Source organism: Streptomyces sp. Ag82_O1-12 (genome assembly GCF_900182715.1).
Taxonomy (GTDB): domain Bacteria; phylum Actinomycetota; class Actinomycetes; order Streptomycetales; family Streptomycetaceae; genus Streptomyces; species Streptomyces massasporeus.
Genome location: NZ_FXUW01000001.1, coordinates 5536551 through 5560655 on the forward strand (window position 1 = coordinate 5536551; position 24105 = coordinate 5560655).

Annotated in this window: 21 protein-coding genes; 12 read left to right on the forward strand and 9 right to left on the reverse strand. The window is 71.1% G+C overall.

Annotation, left to right across the window (positions count from 1 at the left end):
- Nucleotides 1–1584: an SDR family oxidoreductase gene (locus QOL88_RS25555; protein ID WP_097219962.1), complete on the reverse strand. Its 1584-nt coding sequence runs from the start codon at nucleotides 1582–1584 to the stop codon at nucleotides 1–3.
- A gap of 549 nt (nucleotides 1585–2133) precedes the next feature.
- Between QOL88_RS25555 and QOL88_RS25565 the strand changes: the two genes are divergently transcribed.
- The 6 genes from QOL88_RS25565 to QOL88_RS25590 all read left to right on the forward strand — a co-directional run bounded on the left by QOL88_RS25565 (nucleotide 2134) and on the right by QOL88_RS25590 (nucleotide 8744).
- The gene (locus QOL88_RS25565) at nucleotides 2134–3276 is read left to right on the forward strand and encodes a DUF4190 domain-containing protein (protein WP_097219965.1); all 1143 of its coding nucleotides are present in this window, start codon (nucleotides 2134–2136) and stop codon (nucleotides 3274–3276) included.
- Between the two features lie 147 nt (nucleotides 3277–3423).
- Nucleotides 3424–4176 (forward strand): GntR family transcriptional regulator, encoded by a 753-nt coding sequence (locus tag QOL88_RS25570; protein ID WP_097219967.1) that lies wholly within the window; start codon nucleotides 3424–3426, stop codon nucleotides 4174–4176.
- A 341-nt stretch (nucleotides 4177–4517) separates the two neighbouring features.
- On the forward strand, nucleotides 4518–4712 hold the full coding sequence (locus QOL88_RS25575; RefSeq protein WP_097219970.1) for an SPOR domain-containing protein: 195 nt from the start codon (nucleotides 4518–4520) through the stop codon (nucleotides 4710–4712).
- A gap of 117 nt (nucleotides 4713–4829) precedes the next feature.
- Complete coding sequence (locus tag QOL88_RS25580) at nucleotides 4830–5285, forward strand: (deoxy)nucleoside triphosphate pyrophosphohydrolase (protein WP_097219972.1); 456 nt, start codon at nucleotides 4830–4832, stop codon at nucleotides 5283–5285.
- A 126-nt stretch (nucleotides 5286–5411) separates the two neighbouring features.
- The gene (locus QOL88_RS25585) at nucleotides 5412–5855 is read left to right on the forward strand and encodes an ATP-binding protein (RefSeq protein WP_179878959.1); all 444 of its coding nucleotides are present in this window, start codon (nucleotides 5412–5414) and stop codon (nucleotides 5853–5855) included.
- Between the two features lie 252 nt (nucleotides 5856–6107).
- Nucleotides 6108–8744, forward strand: coding sequence for a SpoIIE family protein phosphatase (locus QOL88_RS25590; protein ID WP_097219978.1), 2637 nt, complete (start codon nucleotides 6108–6110; stop codon nucleotides 8742–8744).
- Between the two features lie 115 nt (nucleotides 8745–8859).
- Here the strand turns inward: QOL88_RS25590 and QOL88_RS25595 are convergent, their stop codons facing one another.
- Nucleotides 8860–8961 carry an immunity 49 family protein gene (locus QOL88_RS25595; protein ID WP_218892920.1) on the reverse strand — a complete coding sequence of 34 codons (102 nt, stop codon included), beginning with the start codon at nucleotides 8959–8961 and terminating at the stop codon, nucleotides 8860–8862.
- A 174-nt stretch (nucleotides 8962–9135) separates the two neighbouring features.
- Between QOL88_RS25595 and QOL88_RS25600 the strand changes: the two genes are divergently transcribed.
- Entirely contained in the window at nucleotides 9136–9603 is a 468-nt protein-coding gene (locus QOL88_RS25600) for a hypothetical protein (protein ID WP_143668889.1), read from the forward strand.
- Nucleotides 9604–9620: 17 nt separating this feature from the next.
- On the opposite strand, the gene QOL88_RS25605 is transcribed toward QOL88_RS25600, so the two are convergent.
- The 3 genes from QOL88_RS25605 to QOL88_RS38640 all read right to left on the reverse strand — a co-directional run bounded on the left by QOL88_RS25605 (nucleotide 9621) and on the right by QOL88_RS38640 (nucleotide 12065).
- Nucleotides 9621–10397 carry an immunity 49 family protein gene (locus tag QOL88_RS25605; protein WP_257027894.1) on the reverse strand — a complete coding sequence of 259 codons (777 nt, stop codon included), beginning with the start codon at nucleotides 10395–10397 and terminating at the stop codon, nucleotides 9621–9623.
- 103 nt (nucleotides 10398–10500) lie between these two features.
- A complete protein-coding gene (locus QOL88_RS25610; RefSeq protein ID WP_097219990.1) occupies nucleotides 10501–11352 on the reverse strand; it encodes an immunity 49 family protein in 852 nt (283 codons plus the stop codon).
- Nucleotides 11353–11363: 11 nt separating this feature from the next.
- Nucleotides 11364–12065 carry a hypothetical protein gene (locus tag QOL88_RS38640; RefSeq protein ID WP_306456187.1) on the reverse strand — a complete coding sequence of 234 codons (702 nt, stop codon included), beginning with the start codon at nucleotides 12063–12065 and terminating at the stop codon, nucleotides 11364–11366.
- Nucleotides 12066–12312: 247 nt separating this feature from the next.
- On the opposite strand from QOL88_RS38640, the gene QOL88_RS25625 reads away from it, so the two are divergent.
- Nucleotides 12313–13398, forward strand: coding sequence for a glycoside hydrolase family 18 protein (locus QOL88_RS25625; RefSeq protein WP_107426751.1), 1086 nt, complete (start codon nucleotides 12313–12315; stop codon nucleotides 13396–13398).
- On the forward strand, nucleotides 13395–14390 hold the full coding sequence (locus QOL88_RS25630) for a phosphotransferase family protein (protein ID WP_097219996.1): 996 nt from the start codon (nucleotides 13395–13397) through the stop codon (nucleotides 14388–14390). Before QOL88_RS25625 ends, QOL88_RS25630 begins: the two co-directional genes overlap by 4 nt.
- Here QOL88_RS25630 and QOL88_RS25635 read toward each other — a convergent pair.
- The 4 genes from QOL88_RS25635 to QOL88_RS25650 are packed head-to-tail and all read right to left on the reverse strand — an operon-like array spanning nucleotide 14365 to nucleotide 18306.
- Nucleotides 14365–15141 (reverse strand): succinate dehydrogenase/fumarate reductase iron-sulfur subunit, encoded by a 777-nt coding sequence (locus QOL88_RS25635; RefSeq protein ID WP_097219999.1) that lies wholly within the window; start codon nucleotides 15139–15141, stop codon nucleotides 14365–14367. The two genes, QOL88_RS25630 and QOL88_RS25635, sit on opposite strands and share 26 nt — an antisense overlap.
- Entirely contained in the window at nucleotides 15138–17102 is a 1965-nt protein-coding gene (locus QOL88_RS25640; protein ID WP_097220002.1) for a fumarate reductase/succinate dehydrogenase flavoprotein subunit, read from the reverse strand. Before QOL88_RS25640 ends, QOL88_RS25635 begins: the two co-directional genes overlap by 4 nt.
- 19 nt (nucleotides 17103–17121) lie before the next feature.
- Nucleotides 17122–17958, reverse strand: a complete 837-nt coding sequence (gene sdhC, locus QOL88_RS25645) for a succinate dehydrogenase subunit SdhC (RefSeq protein ID WP_097220004.1) — start codon at nucleotides 17956–17958, stop codon at nucleotides 17122–17124.
- Between the two features lie 57 nt (nucleotides 17959–18015).
- Nucleotides 18016–18306 carry an Rv0250c family protein gene (locus QOL88_RS25650; RefSeq protein WP_097220007.1) on the reverse strand — a complete coding sequence of 97 codons (291 nt, stop codon included), beginning with the start codon at nucleotides 18304–18306 and terminating at the stop codon, nucleotides 18016–18018.
- Nucleotides 18307–18594: 288 nt separating this feature from the next.
- Between QOL88_RS25650 and QOL88_RS25655 the strand changes: the two genes are divergently transcribed.
- From QOL88_RS25655 to typA, 3 genes are all read left to right on the forward strand, one after another.
- Nucleotides 18595–20766, forward strand: a complete 2172-nt coding sequence (locus QOL88_RS25655; protein WP_097220010.1) for an ABC transporter family substrate-binding protein — start codon at nucleotides 18595–18597, stop codon at nucleotides 20764–20766.
- A 113-nt stretch (nucleotides 20767–20879) separates the two neighbouring features.
- Complete coding sequence (locus QOL88_RS25660; protein ID WP_097220013.1) at nucleotides 20880–21527, forward strand: hypothetical protein; 648 nt, start codon at nucleotides 20880–20882, stop codon at nucleotides 21525–21527.
- A 167-nt stretch (nucleotides 21528–21694) separates the two neighbouring features.
- On the forward strand, nucleotides 21695–23602 hold the full coding sequence (gene typA / locus QOL88_RS25665; protein ID WP_097220017.1) for a translational GTPase TypA: 1908 nt from the start codon (nucleotides 21695–21697) through the stop codon (nucleotides 23600–23602).
- The last annotated feature ends 503 nt before the right edge of the window (nucleotides 23603–24105 follow it).

Sequence of the window (24105 nt, forward strand, 5' to 3'; positions counted from 1 at the left end):
TCACTCCTGGTGCGGTGGTGCGGATTGCGTTCGTCGCTTTCGGACACTTCGCCGCTCACGGGCCCCTCGGATGCGCGAGGCGCTCCGGCGTCCGCTCGTGCCCTCGGCCGCCGCCCGCGCGATGTTGCGCGCCATGCCGCCGAACACGGCGGAGTGGAACGGGGCGACGCTCCACCAGTAGGCGTGGCCCAGCAGGCCGCGCGGGTGGAACAGGGCGCGCTGCCGGTAGCGGGTGCGGCCCTCGTCGTCGGTCTCGGCGTACATCTCCAGCCAGGCGAGGCCGGGCAGCCGCATCTCCGCGCGCAGCCGCAGCAGACGACCCGGTTCGATCTCCTCGACCCGCCAGAAGTCCAGCGAGTCGCCGACCCTCAGCCGCTCGGTGTCCCGCCGGCCGCGGCGCAGCCCGACCCCGCCCGCGAACCGGTCCAGCCAGCCCCGGGCCGCCCAGGCCAGCGGGGATGAGTACCAGCCGTTGTCGCCGCCGATGCCCTCGACCACCTTCCACAGCGCGGCCCGGGACGCGTCGACCGGCCGCTGCCGTTCGTCCTGGTAGAGGCTGCCGCCCGCCCAGTCGGGGTCGGTGGGCAGCGGGTCGCTGGGCGCCCCGGGCACCGAGGCGGAGGACCAGCGCGTGGAGACCTGCGCCTCCCGCACCCGGCGCAGCGCCAGGGCCAGCGCCTCGTCGAACGGCAGGGGCCGCCCCGGGATGTCGGGCACGTAGCGGGCGATGTCGTGCTCGTGGCAGACGACCTCGTGCCGCAGCGACTCGGTCAGCGGCCGGGCCAGGGAGGCGGGCACCGGGGTGACCAGGCCGACCCAGTGGCTGGACAGCCGTGGAGTGAGGACCGGGACCGGCACGATGAACCGCCGCCGCAGTCCGGCGACGGCGGCGTAGCGCCGCATCATGTCGCGGTAGGTGAGGACGTCCGGCCCGCCGATGTCGAAGGCCCGGTCGACGTCGTCCGGCATGGTGGCCGACCCGACGAGGTAGCGCAGCACGTCCCGTACCCCGATGGGCTGGGTGCGGGTGTGCACCCAGCTGGGGGTGACCATGACGGGCAGGCGTTCGGTGAGGTAGCGCAGCATCTCGAACGACGCCGAACCCGAGCCGATGACGACGGCGGCGCGCAGCACGGTCGCGGGCACCGGCGAGTCGAGGAAGATCTGCCCCACCTCGGCCCGGGACCGCAGATGCGGCGAGAGCGACTCCTCGGGGACGCCGCGCGGCGTGAGCCCGCCGAGGTAGACGATCCGCCGTACGCCGGCGGTCCGGGCCTGCTCGGCGAAGATCCGGGCGGCGGCGCGGTCGGTGTCCTCGAAGCGGGAGCCGGAGCCGAGGGCGTGCACCAGGTAGTAGGCGACGTCGATGCCGCGCATCGCGGACGCGAGCGACTCCGGGTCGGTGACGTCCCCCCGCACGGTCTCGGTGTGCGCCGCCCAGGGGTGGTCGCGGAGCTTGCCGGGGGAGCGGGCGAGGCACCGGACGCGGTGGCCCTCCTGCAGCAGTTCCGGCACCAGGCGTCCGCCGATGTAGCCGGACGCCCCGGTGACCAGGCAGTGCAGCCGCTGCCCGTCCGTCGTCATGGTCGTGCCTCCGTCCTCCGACACCGTCGCCGTGCTGTCGGATCACGGCCGGCCCTGACGCGAACACTTCCCGTCCGGGGCCCTCGGCGGATGCACGACACGGGCGCCGCCGGCGGTTCAGCCGGAGGGAGTACCGGCCCCGCCCCCATCCGGGCTCCGGCGGGCCAGAGCGCGGAGGGAGTACCGGCCCCGCCCCCATCCGGGCTCCGGCGGGCTCGGTCACTACGCCCGGGGCCCGGTGCCGATCATCAACGCGGGCACCGGCAGGGAGCGCACCGCGAGCGGGTCGAGCAGCACCGCTCCTCGCGGGCCACGCCCGCCGCCCCGTCCGCGCGGAGCGCCGGCAGTGGCCAGACCCCCGCCGCCGAGAACACCGTGCCCGCGCGGACCTCCGGCGCCCGGCGGGCCGTCAACCGGTTCGCCGCCCGTATCGCCGCGTGCATCGACCGCGTTCCGCCCCCGTCGCTCCGCCCCCGTCGCTCCGCCCCCTACGATGCGCCCAGCCGTACGACGGACCCGCCCACCGCCACAGCCAGGAGCACCGTACCCGTGTCGATACCCCCGCCCCCCGGGAACCAGCGGCCCCCGGGCCCGTACGGCCCGCCCCCGGCCAACGGGCCGCAGGCATACGGCCCGTACGACCCCGCGGGGCGGCCGTACGGCACCCCGGTCTCCGTCAACGCCCTCGCCGTCGCCGCCCTCGTGCTCGGCGTGCTCTGCTTCCTGCCCGCCGCCGGGCTCGTGCTGGGGCTGATCGCGTTGTGGCAGATCCGGCGGTCCGGGCAGAGCGGGCGGGGGCTGGCGATCGCGGGGGCCGTGCTGTCGGCCGTCGGGATCGTGCTGTGGGCGGCCGTGCTGTCCACGGGCGCCGCGTCCGAGGTCTGGGAGGGGTTCAAGGACGGCGCGCGACGGGGCGACGAGGTCCTGTCGCTGGACAAGGGCGACTGCTTCGACGCGCCCGGCGGGCTGGAGGGGGACACCTACGACGTCGACCGGGTGCCGTGCGAGGGCCGGCACGACGCCGAGGTGTTCGCGGTCGTCACCCTGCCCGGCGGCGCCTTCCCGGGCGACGCGAAGACCACCGACATCGCCGACGAGAAGTGCTACGCCCTCCAGGACCAGTACGCGATGGACACCTGGGCGATGCCGTCCGATGTCGACGTGTACTACCTGCTGCCGTCCCGGGTGAGCTGGCGCTTCGGCGACCGCGCGATCACCTGCCTCTTCGGCGGCGCCGAGGCGAAGGCCGAGCTGACCGGTTCCCTGCGCACCGACCCCACCACCCTCGACACCGACCAGGTCGTCTTCCTCTCGACGGCCAACGCCCTCGACACGGCGCTCTACGAGGAGCCCGAGAAGAGCCCCGAGGACGACCTCGCCGCCCACCGGGCCTGGGCCGGCCAGGTCCACGACGTGCTCGGCGAGCAGATCGAGGCCCTGCGCGGGCACTCCTGGCCGGCCGGCGCCCGCAAGCCCCTCGCCGACCTGGTCGAGGACATGGAGGGCGCCCGGGAGGAGTGGCGCGGGGCGAGCACCGCCCGCGACGTGGACACCTACTTCGCGCACTACGACAAGGCGTACGGATCCGTGGACGGCCCGGCCACCGTCACGGCGCGCAAGGCCCTCGCCCTGGGGGTGACGCCGCCCGCCTCGGGGGAGGACGAGAGAGGCACCTCCGAAGCGCAGGTGTGACGGCGGCCATAGCGGGGAGAAACTGCCTGCGTAAAGCCCTCAGGACCCTTCTGTCATCACATCGAGTGATTCTCTGGCCTTTGCTTGCATCGCACAACCTACGGTTGCCACGCTGTTGCTGTCTGTACAACCTGATGGGAGCGGCCAGTGACATTCGGTGAGCAGCCGGCGTACCTGCGCGTCGCGGGTGATCTCCGCAAGAAGATCGTCGACGGTCAGCTGCCACCGCACACCCGCCTCCCCTCCCAGGCCAGAATCCGCCAGGAGTACGGGGTCTCGGACACGGTCGCGCTGGAGGCCCGCAAGGTGCTCATGGCGGAAGGCCTGGTCGAGGGCCGCTCCGGCTCGGGGACGTATGTGCGCGAGCGGCCCGTGCCCCGGCGCATCTCCCGCTCCGGCTACCGCCCGACCGGAGGCGCCACCCCGTTCCGCCAGGAGCAGGCCGACGGCGAGGGCCGCGGCACCTGGGAGTCCAGCAGCGAGCAGTCCGAGGCGAGCGTCGCGGTCGCCGAGCGGCTGGGCATCGAGCCGGGCGAGCGGGTCATGTGCACGCGGTACCTCTACCGCGAGGGCGGCGAGGCGATGATGCTCTCCACGTCCTGGGAACCCCTCACCGTCACGGGGCGTACGCCCGTGATGCTGCCGGAGGAGGGCCCGGTCGGCGGCATGGGCGTCGTCGAGCGGATGCGCGCCATCGACGTGATCGTGGACAACGTCACGGAGGAGGTCGGCGCCCGCCCCGGCCTCGCCGAGGAGCTGCTCGTCCTGGGCGGCGTACCGGGCCATGTCGTCCTGGTCGTCCAGCGCACGTTCTACGCCTCCGGCCGCCCCGTCGAGACGGCCGACGTGGTCGTTCCGGCCGACCGGTACCGGGTCGCCTACCACCTTCCGGTCAAGTAGCGAACGCTCACATCCGCCCCGCGGCGCGCACCCCGCGCGCCCCGCTCACACGGTCGCCGTGCGGAGGGCCCTGGGCCGGGGCGGCGCGTGCCCCGCGACCCGCCGTCGTTCGCGCAGGTCGTCGCTCACCTCTGCGGTATGTCCCGGACCGGTTGCGCCGAGGTGCGCCGACGGCGCGTTCGTCGGCGTGCGCCCCCTGCGTTCTGGCTGGTTGCGTACCTCTTTGTGAAAAGCCGTGTTCGCTGCGTAAAGGTTAGGCGTAGGGTCGGGCATATGCGCATTGCGGTTTCCTTGGCGGGTGGGGCACGGAACAGGCCGCGGGCGGGAAGCGGAGGGGCGCGATGAACGACAGCACGGTCACTCTTCCCTGGCTCGTGATACGAGAGGACGACAACGGCAACCGCTACCGCGTGGGCCGGTACGCGACCCGGGCCGAGGCCCAGAAGATCGCGGACAGCCTCGACGGTCGCGGCCACAAACAGCTGTACTGGGTCGAGCGGCTCGGTCAGAGCGGGTCGGCCGTGGCGCACGACTGACCCTCATGAGGGGTCCACGACCGACCATCGTGAGGGGCGCACGACCGACCATCGTGAAGGGCCCCGGTGGACCCCGGTGGACCCCGGCAGCCGGCGGGGCTCCCGTAGGCTCCCCGCATGAGTGAGCGGATCGTCGTGGGGGCCGCACTGGTCGAGGACGGGCGGCTGCTGGCCGCCCGGCGCAGCGCGCCCGTGGAGCTGGCCGGGCGCTGGGAGCTGCCCGGCGGCAAGGTCGAGCCCGGGGAGGCGGCCGACGCGGCGCTCGCGCGGGAGTTGCGCGAGGAACTCGGCGTCGACGCCGAGGTGGGCGGGCGCGTCCCGGGGGAGTGGCCCCTCAGGGCGCCGTACGTCCTGCATGTGTGGACCGCCCGGCTGCGACCCGGCTCCGCAGCCCCCGAACCCCTCCAGGACCACGACGAACTGCGCTGGCTCGGCCTCGACGAGATCTGGGACGTGCCCTGGCTCGACCAGGACGTCCCGGCCGTACGGCAGACCCTCGCGCACCTGGGAGCCGTGGAGGGCCTCGCCTCGTACGGCCCCGGCTCCGGCGGGCCGCAAGCGCCCGGCGCCTGAAGCCGACCGGGGGCGTGCGGCCTGCATCGCACCGCCCGTAGGGGCGCTCCCTACGCCTTTCGTGCCACAGTGCGCCGCCCCGCGCGATACTCCACCCCGGATATCGGGTATGTGGCCATTAACCCCATGAAACCGGACATGGGCGGGGCTCCTGCCTGGGAAGTGATCGGCGTGATCGACACCGAAGGTGACTGCGCCGGGTGGACCTTTCCCGCCGACCCGGGAGCCGTGCGCACCGCCCGCCAGGCCGTGCGCGCCCAACTCCGGCGCTGGGGCCTCGACAGCCTCGCCGACCTCGCCGCGCTGCTGGTGAGTGAGCTGGTCACCAACGCCCTGCGGCACGCCACGGGCCCCATCGGGGTGCGCCTGGTACGCCCGTCGGGCCGGGGTGGTGTCCTCCTGGTCGAGGTCTCCGACCCGCTGCCGGACCCGCCCCGCGAACGCGCCGCCCGCCTCGAGGACGAGAGCGGCCGCGGACTGCATCTGGTGGCCTCCTCCTCCCGCCGCTGGGGCACCCGGCCCGGCGCCGCGGGCAAGACCGTGTGGTTCGAACTCGCGGTGCCGGAGTGAAAATCCGGTGTACGTACGTCCTGCCGCTGTAGAGCGAATGGTTCAGGCCAGTGGCGGTTGCCGGCCGAGGGGGTTCGACGACGTGTCCCCTGGTTAGAAGACTGGAAGTGTTGTCACGGTCCGGACCGAAAATCATCGGGACCGTGCTGTGATCGTGAACACCGTGTTGTGCGGCACCGTAGTGCTGGATACTGCGGGCAGCCGCCCCCGGTGACCGGTGCCGGACGCGGTGAGCTGGAGGGGACGGTTCGCGTGAGCGAGATACCAGCGAAGGCCACGGAGTCCGAGGACCCGTCGGAGGGCGCGAGGGCGAGGGCTGCCGACGGCCTGGCCTCCGCGGTGGGAGGTGCGCTCGCGGCCGACGGGATGCGGACCGGCGACGCCATGTGGCAGAGCAGTCCCCCCGGATCCATCTACGACTACATCAAGGTCGCGTCGTTCTCCATCGGGCCCGACGGGCTGATCGACCAGTGGAGCCTGCGCGCCGAGCACCTCTTCGGCATCTCCGCCGACCGCGCCGTCGGCATGGACCCCATCGAGACCTTCATCGACCCGCGCCACCGCGAGCGGGGCATGCGCAAGATGGCCGAGATCCTCGACGGCCGCGAGTGGACCGGCGTGGTGCCCTTCCGGACGCCCGAGGGCGCCGAGGGCGAATGCGGTCGCGAGGGACTCGCCGAGGTGTACGTCATGCCGACGCGCACCGAGGACGGTGAGAAGGCCGCCGTCTGCATCGTCGTCGACGTCCGCACGCTGCGCAGCATCGAGACCGACCTCGCCGCCTCGCAGGCCATTTTCGGTCAATCCCCGTTCGGCTTCCTGCTGATCGACCCCGATCTGCGGGTCCGCCGCGCCAACCACCGGTTCGCCTCCGTCTTCGGCGGCACACCCGACGACCACCGGGGCAAGGGCGTCCACGACTTCCTCCAGCGCGGCGAGGCCGAGCGGGTCGCCGCGACCCTGCGCCGCGTCCTGGAGACCGGCAACTCCATCACCGACATGCACGTCACCGGCTTCGTGCCGGGCTCCGACGAGCGCCGCCACTGGTCCGTCAACCTCTACCGGGTGCACAGCGGTTCGGGTCGGCCCATCGGCGTCGCCTGGCTCGGCACCGACATCACCGCCCGCCGCGCCGCCGCCCGCGAGGCCGCCGCGGCCCGGCGCAACCTCGCCCTGCTGAACGAGGCCGGAGCCCGCATCGGCAACTCCCTCGACCTGGAGACCACGGCCCGGCAGCTCCTCGACGTCGTCGTCCCCGGCTTCTGCGACCTCGCCACCGTCGACCTCTACCAGGGCCTGCTGGCCGGCGACGAGACCCCGCCCGGGCTCGCCGACGGCAGCGCGGAGCTGCGCCGCGTGGCCTTCGCCAGTGCCGTCTCCGACGCGCCCTTCACCGGCACCGGCGTGCCCGTCTCGGTCGGCGCCGTCCACCACTACCCGTTCAACTCGCCCTGCGCGGACGCCCTGCGCACGGCCCGCCCGCAGACCGTCCCGGGCGAGGACGGCGGCCTCGTGCAGTCCACGCTCGCCGTCCCGATGCTCGCCCACGACACGGTCGTCGGGCTCGTGCAGTTCGCCCGTACGAAGGGCAGCGAGCCGTTCGGCGACCGGGACCGCGAGCTCGCCGTGGAACTGGCCGCGCGGGCCGCGGTCTGCATCGACAACGCGCGCCTCTACCGCCGGGAGCACGAACGCGCGTTGATATTGCAACGGTCCCTGCTCCCGCCCGGCGACCCGGAGGCCTCCGGCCTCGACATCGCCTGCCGCTATCTGCCCGGCAACGTCAACACCGGCCGGCCCAGCGAGGTCGGCGGCGACTGGTTCGACGTCATCGAACTGCCCGGACACCGCACCGCGCTGGTCGTCGGCGACGTCATGGGCCGTGGCCTGCGCGCCGCCGTCGCCATGGGCGAACTGCGCACCGCGGTGCGCACCCTGGCCCAGCTCGACCTGGAACCGGCCGAGGTGCTCTCCCAGCTGGACGAGATCGCCCGCGGCCTCGGCGCCCCCGGCGGGGTGCAGCAGGCGACCCGGGCCGCCCGCCGGCCCCGCGAGGCGGACCTCTCGGAGGTGTACCTCGCCACCTGCGTCTACGCCGTCTACGACTCCGTCACCCGGCGCTGCACCTTCGCCAACGCGGGTCATCTGCCGCCCGTCCTGGTCGAACCCGGCGAGCCGGCGCTGATGCTCGACGTGCCGCCGGGCATGCCGCTCGGCGTCGGCGGGGAGCCCTTCGAGGAGGTCGAGGTCGAACTCCCCGAGGGCGCCCTGCTCGCGCTCTACACGGACGGCCTGGTCGAAAGCCGCGACCACCCTCTGGACGAAGGTCTCCAGGCCTTCGTCAGCGCGCTCTCCGACCCCGGGCAGCCGCTGGAGGACGTCTGCGACCACGTCCTCAACACCCTCGACACCCATCACGGCGAGGACGACATCGCGCTGCTGATGGCCCGCGTACAGGGGCTGCCCACGGAGTCCGTCGGCGACTGGACCCTGCCGCGCGAGCCGCGCAGCGTCGGCCGGGCCCGCGAGTACGCCCGCGCCCAGCTGCTCGCCTGGGACATGGAGCCCTTGGTCGACACCACGGAGCTCCTCGTCAGCGAACTGGTCACCAACGCCCTGCGCTACGGCGAGGGCGAGATCCGGCTGCGCCTCCTGCTCGACCGCACCCTGGTCTGCGAGGTCTGGGACTCCGGCCTCGTCCAGCCCCGCCGCCGCCGGGCCCGCGACACCGACGAAGGCGGCCGCGGCCTCCAACTGGTCGGCCTCCTCAGCGCGGCGTGGGGCTCCCGCCGCACGCCGCGGGGCAAGACGGTCTGGTTCGAACTGCCCCTGCCCGGCGGCGACACGAGCCTCACCGATCCGGCGGAGGCACTGCTGAGCCTGTTCTAGCCGAGCCGGCGGGCACGACCGACGGCCGTCAGGAGACCTCTTCCATCCGCTCGCGGGCCATGAGATCTCCTCGGTCCGCTCGCGGATCAGGTCATCTCCGCTGTCCGCCCGCGGGTCAGGTGATCTCTTCTATCCGCCGGCGGTTGAGGAGATGGGCGGGCAGGAACGGCTGCGCGGGATCGACGGGAAAGCCGTGGTCGTGGGCGAGGCACGCCATCGGCCACTTCCGCGAGGAACAACGCCTTGCCGGCGACGAACGGGGAGTCCCCGTAGAGGGAGTGCAGCCTCGCCCGCCCCGAGGCCCCCACCTCCTGCTGCCGCACGGGCACACGCGTCAGATTGGCGCGTCCCGCCTCCCCGAGGCCCTACAGCACACCTAAACTCACGCCACATGAGTGACGTGTTCGCCGTGGACCTGGCCCTCGACTTGTCGCCGACCGCACCGGATGTCGTGCTCGCGCACCTCCGCCGGCACTTGGAGGTCGACCGGCAGGACGACTGGCACTTGGCGGACGGCAACGCGGACGACGGCATCGGCGACATGGACCGGCCGGACTTCGTCCCCCTGCTCGCGGACCGGGGCCCGGCGAAGCGCATCGGGGGACTGCTGACCGGCCGGCTTCTCCAAGGCCCCGATCACTGGCTCCTGACGGTCCGACAGGAGCTTCACGCGGAGCTGCTTCCCGAACTCGTCGAGCTGGCGGAGATGCTCGCTCTCCACGCAAGAACCGACGGTGTCATCGGCCAAGTACGGTTCTACGAGGACGACATCCCCGAACTGCTCGTCAACAGGTCGGGAACGCTGGTGAAGATGCCGTTGCGGGCGGCCGATCCGAACGCTGCGCGGCACCTGCCGTAGGACACCGTCAGCACCTGTCAGGTCGCGTACTCGCCCACCCAGGACCGTCGAAGCAAAGCTCGCGGAATGTACTCCGACTCGACTTCGACGGGTAGGTCGGCGTCGTACGCCATGCAGGCGATGGCGAGCGGGCCGAGGACGACCAGCCCCTCGCCGCTGAGGGACTGTGCTTCGTTCGCGGTCCAGTACTCCTTGTGCCACGTGAGGGCATCGACAAGAGCGGCGTCGAACTGCTCGTTCTCCCGGCGCAGATAGCGGTGGAAGAGTTCGAGCGGCGGGTACAGGACCTTCAGCATGAGCTCCGGGCCGGCGATGGTGGCCGCCTCCGGGGTCGTGCCGTCGATCGCGGTGACCAGCGTGTCCCAGGTCTTCTGTCGCCCGGACCAGAAGTGCTGGAGGGTCTCCACCCAGGCGTGGATGCACTCGTCGAACTCCGCGCCGGACTCCCGCAGGAACGAGACGGGCACTTGTGCCAGTTGGTGGACCCGGTCGTTCTCGCGGCAGATCACCGCCAGGTAGAAGGAAGTGAGCCAGTTGCCCGCGTGGAGGTAGTCCTGCGGGCCGGTGGCGGGGAGGTGCTTGACCTCACCGGTGTTGCCCACCCGGCACGGCACGGTGCCGTCGGTGGCGGTGCCGGCGGCGAAGAGCCCGGAGCCGACCTGCATGGCAGTGACCCACGCTTCCCAGGCCGGGAACTCGCCTGCCGTCGGATCGGTCAGGCAGCGCCACTTCGCGAGGGTGAGGGCGGTCCACTTCTTTCCTCTGAGTGGCTCTGCTCTCGTCGGTGACGTCACCGACGAGAGCAATTCCTGGACTCCGGCCAGTGTCCTCCCCGGCTGTGACCGCTTCTGGACTCACCGGGTCTGCATCATGACTGAAGGAGCCACGAGTGGCCGGTCAGGTGGGAAACTCTCCGCACCAGTTGCGACCGATCAGTACCGCAGGCAAGTAGTCGGATTCAACTTCGATGGGCATTCCCGCGTCGTGGGCCAGGCAGACCATGGCGAGCGGGGCCAAGGCGACGAGTCCCGCGATGTTGACGGCACGGTCCTCCTCGCTCCAGTACTGCTTGTGCAGTTCGAGTGCCTGGGCCAGCGCACGGTTGAAGCCCTCGTGATCCTTGCGGATGAAGCGGTGGAACATCTCCATCGGAGGGTAAACGAGTTTGCCCACAGTTTCCGGGTCGGAGACGGTCTCCGGGTCGGTGCCGTCCACAGCCGAGACCAACTTGGGAACAAGCTCCTGGCCTCCGAGCCAATAGGTTTGGAGGGTGTCGATCCAAGCGTAGTCGTGCTCCTCGAACTGTGCGCCGTTCTCACGCAGCAGGGACAGGGGAACGCGGCACAGCGCCGTGATCCTGTCCTTCTCCCGGCACGCCACCGCCAGGTAGAAGGCCGTGAGCCATGCCCCGGGGTGCACGTACCACTGCGGACCTGTGGCCTGCAGGGTGAGGTCCCTGTGCGCGATGCGGCAGTGCACGTTCCCCTCGGTCGCCATCGCGCCGGCGAACACGGCGGAACCGACCTGCATCGCGGTCACCCAGGCGTCCCACGTGGGGTAGATCGCTGCCCGCGGATCCATGAGGCAGTGCGCCTCGGCAAGGTTGAGAGTCGTACTCAGGGCATCGCCCAAACCGGTCGGATCCGCCTCCAATCCCTCGAGCAGTTCCTGTGCATTCTCCTGAAGGACAGCGAGGCCCTCTTCCGCATTCCCCGTGGGAAAGGGGTGGCGGGTGATGACCGAGACCAACGCGTTTCTCCTTAGAAGAGCTTGAAGTGCTTGAGCTCGGCCCCAGCGTACCGGCCGGTGTTTTCAGTGGCCTGAACCAGGACATACCGCAGCGTCTTATTCTTGAGGGCGGCCCTGATCTCCTGCGCGTACTTACCGTCCTTGGGGGACAGGAGGACGCGCTGCTCCATATCGGCACAGATCGTGCGGACGTACTCGACGGTGCCCTGCTTCACCATCGTGCGCCGGTCGAGAGGGCCATTGCCCTGTCGCCAGTCCAGCCGCGCGTTGGGACCCTTTGCCTCGACGATGACGAGGTTGCCGTCCTTGTCGCGCCAGAGCTGGTCGAACCGCCTGGAACCGTTCGGGGTTGAATGGGGTGTCGGCGGTTCGGCAGCCGTTACGGAATCCCTGCGGAGGGAGTTCACCGGTGAGGCGATCGGCCCCGCGGCACCCGCCGGGGCGAGCCGGTCTGGTTCGAACTGCCGTTCTCCGGCGGGGGATCGAGGTCGACGCACCCGGCCGGTACCGAGAGGAGAGGCTCTGCTCAACTCCATGCCGCCGTCGAGGAGGTCGACGCCTCGGCGGGCGGGCTGTTGGCCGGCCGCGTGATCCTCGAGGACGTCGTACCCGGGGCCGCCTCCGCCGAGGTCGGCTACTGGACGGTGGCGCGTGCACGCGACCGGGGCATCGCGCCGCGTGCCCTGCAGGCCCCGTCCGAGTGGACGCTTCACGACCTTCGCCCGCACCGGCCTGACCAGCCTCACCCTCCACCGCCAGGCGGACAACACGGCCTCCTGCCGCGTGGCGGACAAGAGCGGCTAAGCACTCATCGCCGTCCTGCCGGCGAAGCCGCCCGCCCACCCCCTGGAGGGGCATCTGCACGTAGGCACCTGTCCGACGCCTCCGGCTGATCGCAACCGAACGTACGTGCTGATCGTCATCCCCGGCAACATCGACCGCACCGACAGGGGAGACGGCATGGACCGCACGGAAGCCACCGAGAGCGCGCACTCCCCACAACCGCAGGGTGATCCCGCGCCCGACCAGGCCGGGGGTACGAGACGCAGGCGCTGGGTCAGACGCACGGCCATCGCAGTCCCCCTGCTTCTCCTGCTCCCCCTTCTCTCCGTTCTGACAGCCCTCCGCGTCAACTACACGGGCGACCTCGCGGAGGGCACTCACACCAGGAACCGCGACGCCCTCTGGCTCGGCCACGCCTGGGTCGACGGACGTAAGACGGGCGCCGACGTCGACGCCCTGGCCCGGCGGCTGAAGGACACCGGCATCCGCGACCTGTACGTCCACTCGGGCCCGCTGGAGCACGACGGGACACTCCCGAAGTCGGTTCACCCGAAGGCCCGTTGGTTCATCGACGCCGTCCACGAGAAGATGCCCGGCGTCCGCGTCCAGGCCTTCCTCGGTGACGTCCTGGCCGACGAGGACTCCGACGGCATGCGCCTGGCGGCCCCCGACACCCGCTCCGCCGTCGTCCGCTCCGCCCGCCAGGTCCTGGACACCGGCTACGAGGGCGTCCACCTCGACCTGGAGCCCATGCCGTCCGGCGACCGCGACTACCTCACCCTCCTCGACGCCCTGCGCCGCGAGACCCGTTCCCGGGACGCCCGACTCTCCGTCGCCGCCCACCAGATCGACCCGCTCCCGAACCTGCACTCCGTGTTCGGCCTGTTCACCGAACACCCCAAGTGGTGGTCGCAGGAGTTCTTCGGCCAGGTCGCCCGCCGCGTCGACCAGATCGCCGTGATGTCGTACGACACCGCGCAGCCACTGGAGGGCACCTACGGCGGCTACGTCGCCCAGCAGACCTCCCTGGCCCTGGAGGTCACCCCGCCCTCCACCGACCTGCTGATGGGCCTGCCCTTCTACTACGAGAGCAACTTCACCCACTGGGGCCACGCCGAGACCGTCCCCGCGGCGGTCCGGGGTGTCCGCCTCGGCCTGTCCCGCACGGACGCGGACCGGGCCCGCTTCGGCGTCGCGCTCTACATCGATTTCGCCGCCACCGAGGCGAACTGGCGTTCCTACAAGGAAGACTGGGTGCGGTGACGACGACCCGACGCCCCCTCACCACCGCCGACCTCGCACCCCTCGCCCGCGCCGCCCTGGGCCGGTCCCGCGCCCTCACCGGCGTGGAACGCCTGCGCGGCGGCACCAAGAAGGGCGTCTACCGCCTCACCCTCGACGACGACTCCACCGCCGTCGCCTATGTCTGGGCCGCCGACGAGGACTACTGGGACCAGCCGGACCCCGACCCCCGGGACGTCTTCTCGCACGGCACGGGCCTCGGCCTGTTCACGGCGGCCCACGACCGGCTCGCAGCCGCCGGTGTCCGCACTCCCCGCCTGCGGTACGCCGACTCCACGCACACGCACCTGCCCGCGGACGCGGCCGTCGTAGAGGACCTCACCGGAGGCAGCCTGGAGGACGCCCTGGCCCGCGACCCGGAGCAGGCCCCGGAGGCCATGGAGCGGATGGCCGAGCTGCTCGCCACCCTGCACCGCCACACCGGCCCCCGGTTCGGGAAGGTCGCCGTCGTCGACAAGGGCGGTTCCTCGTACGGCGTCTCCTGTGAGCAGCGCGTCACCGAGGGCGCCCTGCGCTGCATCGCCGAAGCCGCCGCACGCGACCCCCGCGCCGCCGCCGCACGCCCGGAGCTGGAGGAGGAGATCCAGGCCCTGGCCGCCGAGGTCCGGCCCCGCGACCATCACACCCTCGTCCACGGCGAACTCGGGGCCGACCACGTCCTGCTCACGCCCGACGGGCATCCGGCGCTCATCGACATCGAGGGCCTGATGTACTTCGACGTGGAGCACGAACACGTCTTCCTGCGGCTCCGCTTCGGCCCCCACTACGACGCCCTGCGCGCCCCCGGCCTGGACGAGGCCCGCCTGCGTCTGTACCGCCTGGCGATGCACATCGGCCTGGTCTCGGGCCCGCTGACCCTGATCGAGGGCGACTTCCCGCACCCGGAGCGGATGCGGGAGATCGCGGAACACAACCTCCACCAGGCACTCAGCCTGCTGAAGAGCGCCTCCTGATCTTCGAGCCCAGCCACACCAGCGGGTCGTACTTACGGTCGACCGCCCGCTCCTTCAGCGGGATCAGCGCGTTGTCCGTGATCTTGATGCCCTCGGGGCAGACCTCCGTGCAGCACTTGGTGATGTTGCAGTAGCCGAGGCCGTGTTCGTCCTGGGCGGTGGTCTTGCGGTCCAGGCCCGCCTCCGACGCCGCGTCCAGCGGGTGCATGTCCAGCTCCGCCACCCGCATCAGGAAACGCGGCCCGGCGAACGCCTGCTTGTTCTCCTCGTGGTCGCGGACCACATGGCAGGTGTCCTGGCACAGGAAGCACTCGATGCACTTGCGGAACTCCTGCGAGCGGTCCACGTCCTCCTGCATCATCCGGTACTCGCCGGGACCGGCCCCCTCCGGCGGCACGAAGGCCGGGACCTCCCTGGCCTTGGTGTAGTTGAAGCCGACGTCGGTGACCAGGTCGCGGATCACCGGGAAGGCGCGCAGGGGCGTGACCGTGATCGTCTCCGCCCGGTCGAAGACCGACATGCGCGTCATGCACATCAGCCGCGGGCGGCCGTTGATCTCCGCAGAGCACGAACCGCACTTGCCCGCCTTGCAGTTCCAGCGCACGGCGAGGTCGGGCGTCTGGGTGGCCTGGAGGCGGTGGATGATGTCGAGCACCACCTCGCCGTCGTTGACCTCGACCTCGAAGTCCTTCAGGCCGCCGCCGCCCACGTCGCCGCGCCACACCTTGAAGTGGGCCGTGTAGCCGCTCATTCGTGGAGCTCCTCTTCGGCGAGGTACTTGACCAGCTCCTCCTTGTCGAACAGGGCGAGCAGGTCGGCACGGACGGGTTCGGTGGTCTCGCGGGTGAGGGTGATCTGGCCGCGGACCGGGTCCGTCGCCGCCAGCGTGCCCGTCGGGTCGGTGAGCGCGCACAGGAGGTTGATCCGGCGCCACGTGCGGTCCATCCCCGGATGGTCCTCACGGGTGTGCCCGCCGCGCGACTCGGTGCGCTCCAGCGCGGCGCGCGCCACGCACTCGCTGACCAGCAGCATGTTCCTGAGGTCCAGGGCGAGGTGCCAGCCCGGGTTGAACTGCCGGTGCCCCTCGACCCCGGCCCGGCGCGCCCGGAGCCGCAGCTCGGCCAGCTTCTCCAGGGCCTGTTCCATCTCCGGCTCCCGGCGGATGATGCCGACCAGGTCGTTCATCGTCTGCTGGAGTTCCTGGTGCAGGGTGTACGGGTTCTCCGGCGGGCCGCCCTTCGGCTCCTCGATCTCCGCCTCGGCGGAGAAGGGCCGCAGCGCCTCCGCGGCCGCCGAGTCGATCTGGACGTCGTCCACCACGGGCCGCGCCCCGGCCGCCCCCGCCGCGTACTCGGCCGCGTGCCAGCCGGCCCGGCGGCCGAACACCAGCAGGTCGGACAGGGAGTTGCCGCCGAGCCGGTTGGAGCCGTGCATGCCGCCGGCCACCTCACCGGCCGCGTAGAGACCGGGCACCCCGCGCGCCGCCGCCGTGTCGGACTCGACCGCGATCCCGCCCATCACGTAGTGGCAGGTGGGCCCGACCTCCATCGCCTCGGCCGTGATGTCGACGTCCGCCAGCTCCTTGAACTGGTGGTACATCGACGGCAGCCGGCGCTTGATGACCTCGGCGGGCATCCGCGTCGACACGTCGAGGAACACGCCTCCGTGCGGCGAGCCGCGCCCCTCCTTCACCTCGGCGTTGATGGCCCGCGCGACCTCGTCGCGGGGGAGCAGTTCGGGCGGGCGGCGGTTGTGGTCCGGGTCGTCGTACCAGCGGTCGCCCTCCTCCTCCGTCTCGGCGTACTTGTCCTTGAAGACGTCGGGGATGTAGTCGAACATGAACCGCTTGCCGTCGGAGTTGCGCAGCACACCGCCGTCGCCGCGCACCGACTCGGTGACGAGGATGCCCTTCACCGACGGCGGCCAGACCATGCCGGTCGGGTGGAACTGCACGAACTCCATGTTCAGCAGGGGAGCGCCCGCGAGGAGGGCCAGCGCGTGGCCGTCGCCCGTGTACTCCCACGAGTTCGACGTCACCTTGAAGGACTTGCCGATGCCGCCGGTGGCGATCACCACGGCGGGTGCCTCCAGCACGAAGAAGCGGCCCGACTCGCGCTCGTAGGCGAACACCCCGGAGACCCGGCCGCCCGCGGCGGAGCCGCTGTCGGACACGGTCTTCAGCACGCGCGTGACCGTGCACTCCTGGAAGACCTTCAGCCGGGACTCGTAGTCGCCGGTCTCCTTGAAGTCCTCCTGCTGCAACGCGACGATCTTCTGCTGGAGCGTGCGGATCAGCTCCAGGCCGGTGCGGTCGCCGACGTGCGCGAGGCGCGGGTACTCGTGGCCGCCGAAGTTGCGCTGGGAGATCCGGCCGTCCTTGGTGCGGTCGAACAGCGCCCCCCAGGTCTCCAGCTCCCACACCCGCTGCGGCGCCTCCTGGGCGTGCAGTTCGGCCATCCGCCACTGGTTGAGGAACTTGCCGCCGCGCATGGTGTCGCGGAAGTGCACCTGCCAGGAGTCGTTCTCGTTGGCGTTGGCCATCGCCGCGGCGATGCCGCCCTCGGCCATCACCGTGTGCGCCTTGCCGAACAGCGACTTGCAGATCACGGCCGTACGGGCGCCCCGCTCACGGGCCTCGATGGCGGCGCGCAGGCCCGCGCCGCCCGCGCCCACCACGACGACGTCCCACTCCTGCCGGTCGACCACGGACATCAGATAAGGCCCCATCCCTCTAGAAGAAGCGCGGATCGTCGAAGGCGCCGGACGCGACCAGGTAGACGTAGAAGTCGGCGAGCGCCACGCTCACCAGCGACGCCCAGGCGAGCTGCATGTGCCGGGCGTTGAGCTTCCCCGCCCACTGCCACATCCGGTAGCGCACGGGATGCCTGGAGAAGTGCTTGAGCTTGCCGCCGACGATGTGCCGGCAGGAGTGGCAGGAGATCGTGTACGCCCAGATCAGCACGATGTTGACCAGGAACACGAGCGTGCCGAGCCCCATGTGGCCCCACGCGTAGGTCTCGTCGCGGAAGGCGAGCACGGTGTCGTACGTGAGGATCCCGGCGACGACGAGCGCGGCGTAGAAGAAGTACCGGTGGATGTTCTGCAGGATCAGCGGGAAGCGGGTCTCACCGCTGTACTTCTTGTGCGGCTCGGCCACCGCGCAGGCCGGCGGGGACGCCCAGAAGCCCCGGTAGTAGGCCTTGCGGTAGTAGTAGCAGGTCAGGCGGAAGCCGAGCGGGAAGATCAGGATGATGATCGCGGGGGAGATGCCCCACCAGCTCCCGAAGATCTCCCAGTTCGGGCCGGACCTCATCGGCTCGCAGCGCTCCGCCAGGCAGGGGGAGTAGAAGGGCGAGACGTAGGGCGCCGCGTAGTAATGGGCGTCGGCGAAGGCCCGCCAGGTCGAGTAGACGATGAAGGCGAGCAGGCCCGCGGCCGTGCCGGCCGGGGCCAGCCACCAGCGGTCGGTGCGCAGATGCGGGGCGGCGATCGCGGCCCGCGCGGCGCCCCGCACACCGCCGCTCTCAGGTCTGGGTTCGGTGGCAGGGGGTTCCGTACCAGTGGCCACGTGACGACTCCGGTCGGGTTCGGGGGAGGTGCCGGTCGCGCTCGACTCCTCCCCGGGTCAGGGAGCGCGCCGGTCCCGGGCGCCGAGCCCCTCGTCGTCCGAGTCGCTCCACAGGGCGGAGTCGTACGGCGTGTCCGAGATGGTGACCAGCTCGGGGCGGGTCGGCGCGGCCGGGGACGCGGCGGCGTCGCGCAGCAGGGCGACGCTCTCGCGCAGGTGGTTGGCGTCGACACGGACGCGGCGCATCTCCAGGCCGCCGGTGCCGAGCTGCTTCTCCAGGCGTCCCAGCGATCGGAACACTTCGTCGAGACTGCGCTGGACTGACGTCAGTTCGTCGTGAACGGACATGACTTGCCCTCACTTCCGCGGGTCCTTCGTGGCCCAAGGCGGCAACGTTCATGCGCCTGCGAGTGTTGCGCGTCACACCTTGTGCTGTGAAGGGATGTGCATCGATTGGCCGAGGCGTGTGGGTGCACCGTGCGGTGCATTGGGCCGCACGGGTGGCTTCCCGCCCGTGACCGCCGTGTCGCCCTGTGTTGCCGAACCCTTTCCTCTTCAGTGGCGGCATACATCAGATGAACTCCAAATACCGCCAAAAGTGATCATAACGCCCGCGGCTTCCCGGAGGTAGCACAGATGTCCCAGCACGGCGTCGGCCCGCGTGCGGTCACGCGCTCGGTCGCCTTCCTCACCGCGGGAGTGCTCGCGGTGCCCGCGCTCGCCGGATGCGGTTCCGAGGACCCGTCCGGCAAGCCGCTCGCCGGGCAGGACATCCAGCCCGCGCCCCGTGACCGGATCACCGACGGAGGCACCCTGCGCTGGGCTGTCGACTCCGTACCCGAGACGCTGAACACGTTCCAGTCGGACGCCGACGCCACCACCACCCGCGTCGCCCAGGCCGTACTGCCGTCGATGTTCCGCATGGACGCCTCCGGCCGCCCGGAGCGCAACCCCGACTACCTGGAGTCCGCCAAGGTCGTCGACACCGAGCCCAAGCAGGTCGTCCTGTACAAGCTCAACCAGCAGGCAGTCTGGAGCGACGGCCGGGAGATCGGCGCCGCCGACTTCGCCGCCCAGTGGCGCGCCCTGTCCGGCAAGGACACCGCGTACTGGACCGCCCGCAACGCCGGCTACGACCGCATCCAGAAGATCGAGCGCGGCGACAACGCGCTGGAGGTCAGGGTCACCTTCAGCCGCCCCTACGCGGACTGGCGCTCGCTCTTCTCGCCGCTGTACCCGAAGGACGTCATGGGCACCCCGGACTCCTTCAACGACGGGGCCCGCAAGAAGCTCAAGGTCACCGCCGGGCCCTTCACGGTGAAGAAGACCGACCGCGAGGACGGGGAGATCACCCTCGCCCGCAACCCGCGCTGGTGGGGCGAGCCGGCCAAGCTCTCCGAGATCGTGCTGCGCACCGTCCCGCGCGACAAGCGGGCTTCCGAGCTGGCCGCCGGCACCCTCGACCTGGCCGAGATCGACCCCGCGGCGGCCCGCCGCATCACCGTCGCCGCCCGCCCCCAGGCCTCGGGCAGCCCGCTGATGGGCCCGGGCGCCGACCGGTCCGCCGCGGACTCCCTGGAGTCCTGGGCCGTCGCCAACGGCTCCGACGAGGACGCAGCCGACGAGGAGACCGTCGCCCGCAAGAAGCTGCGCAAGGCCGCCGTCGGGTACGCCCGGCAGCAGCAGGCCCTCGGCGGCTTCGAGGTCCGCAAATCCCTGGAACCGGCCTACACCCAGCTCGCCCTGAACGGCGCCGAGGGCCCGCTCACCGACGAGCGCGTCCGCAGGGCCGTCGCCCGCGCGCTGGACCGCAAGGAACTGGCCCAGGTCGTCCTCAAGCCGCTCGGCCTGCCGGCCGTCCCGGTCGGCAGCCACCTAGCCCTGTCCGGCCAGGCCCACTACGCCGACAACAGCGGCGCCCTCGGCGGCCAGGACACCAAGGAGGCCCAGGCGCTGCTCGCGGACGCCGGATGGGTGCGCGGCGGCCCGATCAAGGAGGAGAAGAAGAAGGAGAAGGCCGCCGGCCCCGAGGGCAAGAAGGCCGACGACACCGGCGAGGACGACGCCGACGACACCGGCGAGGACAACAAGGCGCACCACGGCCCCGACCCCGCGGGGCATCTCGCCCAGGACGGCAAGCAGTACAAGGCCCCGCACCAGGGCGGCGCCCCCGGCGCGTACGCCCCCCGGGGCACGGCCGCCCCGGCGAACCAGGAGGCCGCCCCGCTCGCCAAGAACGGCAAGCCCCTCACCCTGCGCTTCGTGCTCCCCTCCGGGCCCGGCTCCCAGACGCTGCGCACGGTCGCGGACCGCATCTCCCGGATGCTGGAGCGCGTCGGCATCGGCACCGAGATCTCCAAGGTCTCCGACGAGTCCTACTTCAAGGACCACATCGCCTCCGGCCAGTACGACCTCGCCCTGTACTCCTGGCCCGCCACGGCCTACCCCGCCACCGACGCCCGCCCCGTCTACGCCAAGCCCGTCCCGGCCGCAGACGGCTCGCTGAACGTCGAGCAGAACTACACCCGCGTCGGCACGGACCAGGTCGACCAGCTCTTCGACGAGGCCGTGGCCACCCTCGACGAGGGCGAGTCCCGCTCCCTGATCCGCAAGGCCGACTCCCGCATCTGGGCCGCGGCCGGCTCGATCCCCCTCTTCCAGCGCCCCCAGCTCCTCGCGGCCCGCAAGAACCTGGTCAACACCGGCGCCTTCGGCTTCGGCACACCGGTCTACGAGGACATGGGCTTCCTGAAGAAGGGCGCGAAGCCCGCGTCGGGCCCGTCGGCCAAGGGCTCGCCCGCCCGGTAGCTCTGAGAACGCTCAAACGCGTTGCCGCTCCCCGCCCGGCGTGCGCACCATGAGGCCAGCAGCGATCATGGTGCGGACGCCGGGCGTCCGTACGCGGGGGACGGGAGCCGGGGATGCACGACATGGTGGGGCGGGCCTGCATGGCCGGGGTGGTCATCGGGGTGTTGGTCACGGGGCTGACGGCCTGCACGGCGGACGCGGGCGGCGACGGGGACAGTAAGGGCGGCAAGGGCGGCAAGGCCGTGGCGAAGGCCTGCGCGGGCGGCACGTTCACCTGGTCCCACGTCACGAAGAGGGACCGACTGACCGGCGTCTCCGAGTCCGAGCGGCTCGAAGAGGGCGACGGCAGCCTGCGGAACCGGATGCGGCGGGTGTACACCCCCAAACCCTCGGTACGCGCCGACGGGCCGGCCCCGTCCCCCGCGGAGATCCTCTTCTCGCTCGGCAGGAAGATCGGCGAGATCGACTCCGACGCGCGCACCCTGGCCGAGGCGGGCGGCGACACCTGGTCGTTCACCGACGTCCGGCTCCCGGCCCCCGACCTCGACGACGACCGTGTCACGCCCCACGCGGCCGGAGAATTCGTCCAGTACGCCGGTGTGCGGGAAGTGTCGGCGGACTTCCGCTACACCTGCCCGGACGGCAGGACGGTCTCGGGCCACGCCCGGAACTGGACGGTCGACATCTCCGGCATCACCGACTGCGACGAGCGCCCCGACTCGGCCCTCGCCCGGGAGGTCGCCCGGCGCTCCTGCGCCTGAGCAGCTCCCTGAAACAGGTCCTGACCTGCGTCGACATAGCCCGGCTCACCCCATCGTCCGGGGCCCCGTACCATGGGGTGAGGCCGTGGCATGTTGAGCCCGGCAGGGCCCGCGCACCACCGACGTACGCGCAGGGCATTCCTCACCACTCCGGGAGTACGCCTTTTATGGCCACGCGCCACGACATCCGCAACGTCGCTATCGTCGCCCACGTCGACCACGGCAAGACCACCATCGTCGACGGCATGCTGAAGCAGGCCGGCGCCTTCGCCGCGCACCAGCTCGAAGGCGTCGACGACCGCATGATGGACTCGAACGACCTGGAGCGTGAGAAGGGCATCACGATCCTGGCCAAGAACACGGCGGTGAAGTACCACCCGAAGGACGGGGGGGACGTCATCACCATCAACATCATCGACACCCCCGGTCACGCCGACTTCGGCGGCGAGGTCGAGCGCGGTCTGTCGATGGTCGACGGTGTCGTCCTGCTCGTGGACGCCTCCGAGGGCCCGCTCCCGCAGACCCGCTTCGTGCTGCGCAAGGCGCTCCAGCAGCGGCTGCCCGTCATCCTGTGCATCAACAAGACGGACCGCCCGGACTCCCGGATCGACGAGGTCGTCAACGAGACGTACGACCTCTTCCTCGACCTGGACGCCGACGAGGAGCAGATCGAGTTCCCGATCGTCTACGCCTGCGGCCGCGACGGCATCGCCTCGCTGACCAAGCCCGACAACGGCACGGTCCCCGCCGACTCCACCAGCCTGGAGCCGTTCTTCTCCACGATCCTGGAGCACATCCCGGCCCCGACGTACGACGAGGCCGCCCCGCTCCAGGCCCACGTCACCAACCTGGACGCCGACAACTTCCTCGGCCGTATCGCGCTGCTCCGCGTCGAGCAGGGCGAGCTGCGCAAGGGCCAGACGGTCGCGTGGATGAAGCGCGACGGGTCCGTCAGCAACGTCCGCATCTCCGAGCTGATGATGACCGAGGCGCTCACCCGCAAGCCGGCGGAGATGGCCGGCCCCGGTGACATCTGCGCGGTCGCCGGTATCCCGGACATCATGATCGGCGAGACCCTGGCCGACCCGGAGAACCCGGTCGCGCTGCCGCTGATCACGGTCGACGAGCCCGCGATCTCCATGGTCATCGGTACCAACACCTCCCCGCTGGTCGGCCGTGGCGCCACCGGCAAGGGCGCCGACAACAAGGCGGCGGTCAAGGACCGCAAGGTCACCGCCCGCCAGGTCAAGGACCGCCTCGACCGCGAGCTGATCGGTAACGTCAGCCTCCGCGTGCTCGACACCGAGCGCCCCGACGCCTGGGAGGTGCAGGGCCGCGGTGAGCTGGCGCTGGCCATCCTGGTCGAGCAGATGCGCCGTGAGGGCTTCGAGCTGACCATCGGCAAGCCGCAGGTCGTCACCAAGGACGTCGACGGCAAGACGTACGAGCCGGTCGAGCGCATGACGATCGACGTGCCCGAGGAGCACATGGGCGCGGTCACGCAGCTCATGGGAGTCCGCAAGGGCCGCATGGACAACATGTCGAACCACGGCTCGGGCTGGGTCCGCATGGAGTTCGTGGTGCCGTCCCGCGGTCTCATCGGGTTCCGGACCGAGTTCCTGACCCAGACCCGCGGAACCGGCATCGGCCACTCCATCCACGAGGGCTTCGAGCCCTGGTTCGGCACCCTGCAGACCCGTAACAACGGTTCGCTGGTCGCCGACCGCTCCGGTGCCGTCACCGCCTTCGCGATGACGAACCTCCAGGAGCGCGGTGTGCTGTTCGTGGACCCGGGCACCGAGGTGTACGAGGGCATGATCGTCGGCGAGAACTCGCGCTCCGACGACATGGACGTCAACATCACCAAGGAGAAGAAGCTCACGAACATGCGGTCCTCCTCGGCCGACTCGTTCGAGGCGATCGTCCCGCCGCGCAAGCTGTCGCTGGAGCAGTCCCTGGAGTTCTGCCGGGACGACGAGTGCGTCGAGGTCACCCCGGAGGCCGTGCGCATCCGCAAGGTGAACCTGGACGGCCGCGAGCGCGCCCGCGCCGCGAGCCGCGCCAAGCACGGCTGACGCACTTCACCAACGGCACCGGGCACCCCGCAGGAGCGGGGTGCCCGGTGCCGTTGTGTAAAGGAGGGGGAACGCGAAGGGGAGGGTTAGGGAAAACCCTCGATTTGCCGGTGACAGCCGTCAGGGGCGGTTTTCTCCCACTACCCTGCTCCGGAAGCGCCACGCCTCCCCGACCCCGGGGAACGTGTAACGGCCTTGCCGCACAAGCTTCTTGAGCGCGCGACAGACTCCGGTGGCACCCTGCACGGGACCCACGGTACGTCGCAAGCGGTTTATCTCACTCTCGTGTCCGGAATGCGGACAGCCGACACCGATAGATGTGTAACAAGTCCGTTTCGCAGGGATCTTTCACCAAACCCTTTGTCCGGATTTTGGAAGATGTAGGCGAGAGCTGTGATCGAACCGAGACCTCGAGAGTGTGGTTCGGTCCTGGCGTTTGGCAGATAGTTAGGCGCGTAGAGCTCGGATGTACGGGTCAGTAGCCGGCAGCGGCGCGACTCACG

Excerpts from the sequence above, each read along its gene's own strand:
- QOL88_RS25650 (WP_097220007.1), bottom strand. The coding sequence starts at position 18,306 with ATGTCCGTTCACGACGAACTGACGTCAGTCCAGCGCAGTCTCGACGAA.
- QOL88_RS25600 (WP_143668889.1), top strand. The coding sequence starts at position 9,136 with ATGAGTGACGTGTTCGCCGTGGACCTGGCCCTCGACTTGTCGCCGACC.
- QOL88_RS25575 (WP_097219970.1), top strand. The coding sequence starts at position 4,518 with ATGAACGACAGCACGGTCACTCTTCCCTGGCTCGTGATACGAGAGGAC.
- QOL88_RS25625 (WP_107426751.1), top strand. The coding sequence starts at position 12,313 with ATGGACCGCACGGAAGCCACCGAGAGCGCGCACTCCCCACAACCGCAG.
- QOL88_RS25585 (WP_179878959.1), top strand. The coding sequence starts at position 5,412 with ATGAAACCGGACATGGGCGGGGCTCCTGCCTGGGAAGTGATCGGCGTG.
- QOL88_RS25640 (WP_097220002.1), bottom strand. The coding sequence starts at position 17,102 with ATGTCCGTGGTCGACCGGCAGGAGTGGGACGTCGTCGTGGTGGGCGCG.
- QOL88_RS25580 (WP_097219972.1), top strand. The coding sequence starts at position 4,830 with ATGAGTGAGCGGATCGTCGTGGGGGCCGCACTGGTCGAGGACGGGCGG.
- QOL88_RS25555 (WP_097219962.1), bottom strand. The coding sequence starts at position 1,584 with ATGACGACGGACGGGCAGCGGCTGCACTGCCTGGTCACCGGGGCGTCC.
- typA (WP_097220017.1), top strand. The coding sequence starts at position 21,695 with ATGGCCACGCGCCACGACATCCGCAACGTCGCTATCGTCGCCCACGTC.
- QOL88_RS25595 (WP_218892920.1), bottom strand. The coding sequence starts at position 8,961 with ATGGCGTGCCTCGCCCACGACCACGGCTTTCCCGTCGATCCCGCGCAG.
- QOL88_RS25660 (WP_097220013.1), top strand. The coding sequence starts at position 20,880 with ATGCACGACATGGTGGGGCGGGCCTGCATGGCCGGGGTGGTCATCGGG.
- QOL88_RS25655 (WP_097220010.1), top strand. The coding sequence starts at position 18,595 with ATGTCCCAGCACGGCGTCGGCCCGCGTGCGGTCACGCGCTCGGTCGCC.
- QOL88_RS25635 (WP_097219999.1), bottom strand. The coding sequence starts at position 15,141 with ATGAGCGGCTACACGGCCCACTTCAAGGTGTGGCGCGGCGACGTGGGC.